Below are 4,546 nucleotides of genomic sequence, written 5' to 3'. Positions count from 1 at the left end.
GGGATGCTCGGTCAGCGAGATTGCAATTTTACGAAACACCGCCGCCGGTACCGTCCGATCACAGCTGAGCCAGATTTATGCCAAGGCAGGCGTGACCAGCCAGTCGATGCTGATCTCGATATTCATTGAAGAGCTTCTCTGAATTCGGCGTGATATGACCGCTGATGGATTGCCGCTTGCACCCTCATCCTCATCCTGTAGTTAAAAACCCATGCGGCAGAAAGAACTCAGACTGGCCTTGATCTGCTATGGCGGCGTTAGTCTGGCGATCTATATGCACGGGATTACCAAAGAGGTCTGGAAACTGGCGCAAGCAAGCCGGGACTTTCATGATGGCGCGCGGGTCGATCAGTGCAGCCGCGGGATCTATTACGATATCCTGGAATGGCTGGATCGGGAAACCGGAACCAGACTTAGAGTGCTGCCGGACATTATTTCCGGAGCCAGCGCAGGAGGCATCAACGGGATATTTCTGTCACAAGCAATCCTGTCCGGTCAGTCGCTCGACCCGCTGACCGACTTGTGGCTCGACAATGCCGATGTTGACCGATTGCTCGACCCCGATGCGCGGCCGCTGTCCCGTTTTTCCAAATTCTGGGCGGAACCGATTGCCTGGATGGCCTTGGGCCGCAAAGGCGGCGCGGTCGAGCAGACCGTGTCCAAGGAAGCCCGCGAAGAGGTCAAGATGAAACTCTCGCGCTTCGTACGCGCACGATGGTTTGCGCCGCCTTTTGGCGGCAAGGTATTCAGCGGAATGATCTGGGATGCGCTGGCCGCGGTGCAAGCGACCGAGCGTGGCCCGCGCTTGCTGCCGCCGGGCCAGCCGCTCGATCTGTTTGTTACGGTGACCGATTTTGTCGGCCATCCCGAAAAACTGCAACTGCACAGTCCGCCCGACGCGCTTGAAATGGAACATCGAATCACCATCGGTTTTTCGACCAGGGGCAAAAGAGACGACGCCATTGCCGACCCTGCGGAACTGACATTTGCCGCCCGCGCCACCGCCAGTTTTCCAGGGGCCTTCCCGCCCTTCACGGTTAGGGAGCTGGATGCGCTGCTGTCCGATCATCAATATGTCTGGGAAAAGCGTTCGGCCTTCCTGAAGCGTGTGCTGCCCAGCCAGGACCGCGCCGGTACGGCCGAAGACACTGTACTGATCGACGGTTCTGTTCTCGCCAACGCCCCTTTTGCACAGGCGATCGAGGCACTCAAGAACCGGCCGGCCAAAAGGGAAGTCGACCGGCGCTTCGTCTATATCGACCCCCGCCCCGATCTCGATGTGGCGAAAAGCGACAGAGCGATGCAACGACTGCAGGCCGCCCAGGAAGCCGAGAACGAGTCGCTGCCCGGCTTCTTCTCGACGATTTTCGGTGCCATTTCCAACATTCCACGCGAACAACCAATCCGTGATAACCTCAACGCGATCGCCAGCCGGTCCAACCGGATCAGCCAGATGCGGCTGATCACCGAAAATTTGCGCGGCGAGGTCGAGCATCATGTCGAGAGCCTGTTCGGACGCACGTTTTTCCTCGACCGGCCAACCGCAGCGCGCGTCGCCGCCTGGCGGCGCAAGTCGCGCGACAAGGCGGCCAAGCTCGCGGGATTTTCTTACAGCGCCTATGGCCATCTCAAACTGGCGACGGTGATCGAAGATATCGCGCATACGGTGCGGCGGGCAAAGTCCGACCCCAACGGGCATAATCACCCCGGCTTGCGCAGCGCCCTGTGGACCGAGATACGCCGCCTCGGCCTCGACAATGTCGGGGAAAGAAGCGGCGGGCCGACCAAACTGGCGGCAGAGTTTTTCCGTCAACATGATCTCGGTTACCGGATCCGGCGGCTGCGGTTCCTCGCCCGGCAACTTGCAGAAGATCTCGACCGCGCCAATCCTGCCGATTACGAGGTCATGGAGGTCATGCACGACGTGATTTATGATTGTCTCTCGCTCTATATCGAACGCGAAACGATCGATTATCTTGGCGATGAATTTGTGGCGCTGGCCGGACATGCCGAAGAACGGCCAAAGGCGATGCTCGACGCGCTGGCCAAGGCCCGCGACCTGACGGCAGCCGACTCCATCGTCGATGCCAAGCTGGCGGCAGCGCTGACGGTAATCCCAAAAGCCGAAAAGCGGTCGATGCTGCTCGCCTTTCTTGGCTTTCCCTATTACGACATCGCGACATTGCCTCTGCTTCAGGGCGAAGGGCTGGACGAATTCGATCCGATCAAGGTCGACCGCATCTCTCCGGAAGACGCCAAGACGATCCGCAAAGGCGGCGTGGCGGCGACGCTGAAAGGGATCGAATTCAACAATTTCGGTGCCTTTTTCAGCCGCAGCTACCGCGAGAATGACTATCTCTGGGGCCGGCTACACGGCGCGGAGCGGATGATCGATATCCTCCTCTCCACCCTGCCCGACGCCAAACGGCCCGGTGGTGACATCATATTGGGATTCAAGAAAACCATATTCCGCAAGATCGTCGACGAAGAGGAAGGGCGGCTGACCAGGGTCGAACCGCTGATCGCCTCGTTGCGCGACGAAATCGAGAATGCGACGCTGTGATCAGTGGGGCTGTTCTTCAGAGTGAACAGGCCTTTGCAGACTGCGGTAAACTGCCTCCACAAAGGCATCACCCTTGATGAAGGCCTCCGGATTGGTGTCCCATTGCGCGGCGGGTTTCATTGCCTGAACCGCTTCTAGCGACTTTCCTTCACCCTGCGCCTGTTCCACCGCCGTGATCACCGTCTGCATCATGTCGCGATAGGCTATCAAGTCCGACTTTGTTGCCATTGGGCCGTGACCGGGAATGATTTGCGTCTTGTCGTCGACCATGGTCAGCGCCTTTTCCGCCGCTGCCAGAACGCCGCGCGCGTTGCCGCCACTGTTGAGATCGATAAACGGCAATGTGACCTTGTTGAAGAACAGATCGCCCATGTGCAGGACATTGGCCTTTTTCCAGAATACGATGCTGTCGCCGTCGGTGTGGCCGTGCTTCATATGTTTGACATGCACCTCGTCGCCGTTGAGGTGGAGTTTCAGACCGTCATGATAGGTCACCGTGGGCAATGCCTCTCCGGGGGACGCCGGATCATTGCCTCGGCCCGATTTCTGGATGCCGAGCATCCGTTCGCGAACATGGTCATGGGCCATGATCAGCGCGCCCGCCTTGCCGAAATTTTCGTTCCCGCCGGTATGATCGCCATGCCAGTGGGTGTTGATAAGATATTTAACCGGTTCGGCCCCCAGATCAGCGATAGCGGCCTGGATCTTTGGAGTCAGCGGAGCGAACTGGTCATCAATCAGCACCGTGCCATCGGGGCCATAGGAGACACCGATATTACCGCCGGCGCCGATTAATACGGCAATGCCTTCACCCAATGGCTGCGCCTTTATTTCCACTGCTGCGAAGCGGTCCGCTTCCTGCGCGATACTCTCGGTGCAAGCGGATAGAGCCAGTGGCGAGCTTGCTAGCAGCAGGGCTGCGAAGGTTCTGGATAGCTGGTTTGGCATGTGGGATCTCCTGGGTTTCATTCGTCTGGCTAGCGCTTCCGAACCACTATCGGTTGCCTTCGCGGCATTGGTTTGGGCTCCAGCCTTCGCCGGGGTGACAGCATATCTTGCGGTTATAGCATCTGCGCATTGCCGCCGCTATCCCTTGGCAAAAAACATCAGGTTTACCAGCCGCCCATCCAGCGGCGTCTTTCCGAATGCCGGACCGCTATTGTGGAACATCCACGGACTGAACAGGATCAGCCGGTTGAAGCGCATCGGGACAGTCATCACCTTGGTCCATTGTGCGGGATGGTTGGTATCCTTGTTGACCACATTTTCGATCAGATCATTGATATCCGAATAGCCCGCTTTGCGGATCGACGGCATATCTGTCGGCACGCGCTCGAGCCCGCTGCGCTTGTGGCGAAAAAACTCGGTCCCGCCTTTGCAATGTTCGGGCAGGGAAAGATAGAGAATGCCCGAGTAGAAGGCGGGGTCAATGTGCACCCCGCTCCTGCCCTTGTCGCCTTTCAGAGTGACCCGGCAATGCAGATGGCTCGTGTTAGCGGCGGCCTTGACCGGGGCATTGATGATGCCGCCGATGCGTTCATCCAGCCCCTGGATGTCCAATGGCCGGGTCGAGATATGGCCCGGATAATTGCCATGTTTGTTGTCGGGATCATAATCGAGTCCCAATGCAGCTTTGCGCGCCGCGGCCGGGTCGGCGATAAAATCGTCGAGAACGATCAGCGAAGGCAACATCAGGAAACTCTCCGGCGGTACCACATGGCGCGGGTCGCGGTGATATTCGCATTACCGCCGTTCATCTTGCGAACCATTTGTCGGACGAACTTTACAAAGTTTACAGGGTTAAAATATTTAATTTGTTTCGGCCCCTTACACACGAAATTGGTCCTCAACCCACGGGCGGGATATGGAATATAATGAAGAGTAGATGAGACCGGCATATCGAAACCCTATCACAACCAGCGCGTTGTAGGACAAGCCTTTTTACCCGCTGCACCAGAGCGCATGTGCCGAGTCATTGTTCCA

Annotated in this window: 3 protein-coding genes; 1 reads left to right on the top strand and 2 read right to left on the bottom strand. The window is 57.9% G+C overall.

Translation table 11 applies throughout. The features are described from left to right. The first annotated feature begins 211 nt into the window (after positions 1 to 211). Positions 212 to 2,563 carry a patatin-like protein gene (locus WBM93_RS05900; RefSeq protein ID WP_424429466.1) on the top strand — a complete coding sequence of 784 codons (2,352 nt, stop codon included), beginning with the start codon at positions 212 to 214 and terminating at the stop codon, positions 2,561 to 2,563. Here the strand turns inward: WBM93_RS05900 and WBM93_RS05895 are convergent, their stop codons facing one another. Both WBM93_RS05895 and WBM93_RS05890 read right to left on the bottom strand, forming a co-directional pair. Beyond that, a complete protein-coding gene (locus WBM93_RS05895) occupies positions 2,564 to 3,511 on the bottom strand; it encodes an MBL fold metallo-hydrolase (RefSeq protein ID WP_424429463.1) in 948 nt (315 codons plus the stop codon). A gap of 138 nt (positions 3,512 to 3,649) precedes the next feature. Next, positions 3,650 to 4,255, bottom strand: coding sequence for a DUF6445 family protein (locus tag WBM93_RS05890; protein ID WP_424429460.1), 606 nt, complete (start codon positions 4,253 to 4,255; stop codon positions 3,650 to 3,652). Positions 4,256 to 4,546: the final 291 nt, after the last annotated feature.

Source organism: Parasphingorhabdus sp., from assembly GCF_049667325.1.
Classification (GTDB): domain Bacteria; phylum Pseudomonadota; class Alphaproteobacteria; order Sphingomonadales; family Sphingomonadaceae; genus Parasphingorhabdus.
Note: the sequence above shows the minus strand (reverse complement) of the source record. Positions and strands in the feature narration are given on the sequence as shown.

Coding starts and splice junctions, on each gene's coding strand:
- WBM93_RS05900 (WP_424429466.1), top strand. CDS start 212: ATGCGGCAGAAAGAACTCAGACTGGCCTTGATCTGCTATGGCGGCGTT.
- WBM93_RS05895 (WP_424429463.1), bottom strand. CDS start 3,511: ATGCCAAACCAGCTATCCAGAACCTTCGCAGCCCTGCTGCTAGCAAGC.
- WBM93_RS05890 (WP_424429460.1), bottom strand. CDS start 4,255: ATGTTGCCTTCGCTGATCGTTCTCGACGATTTTATCGCCGACCCGGCC.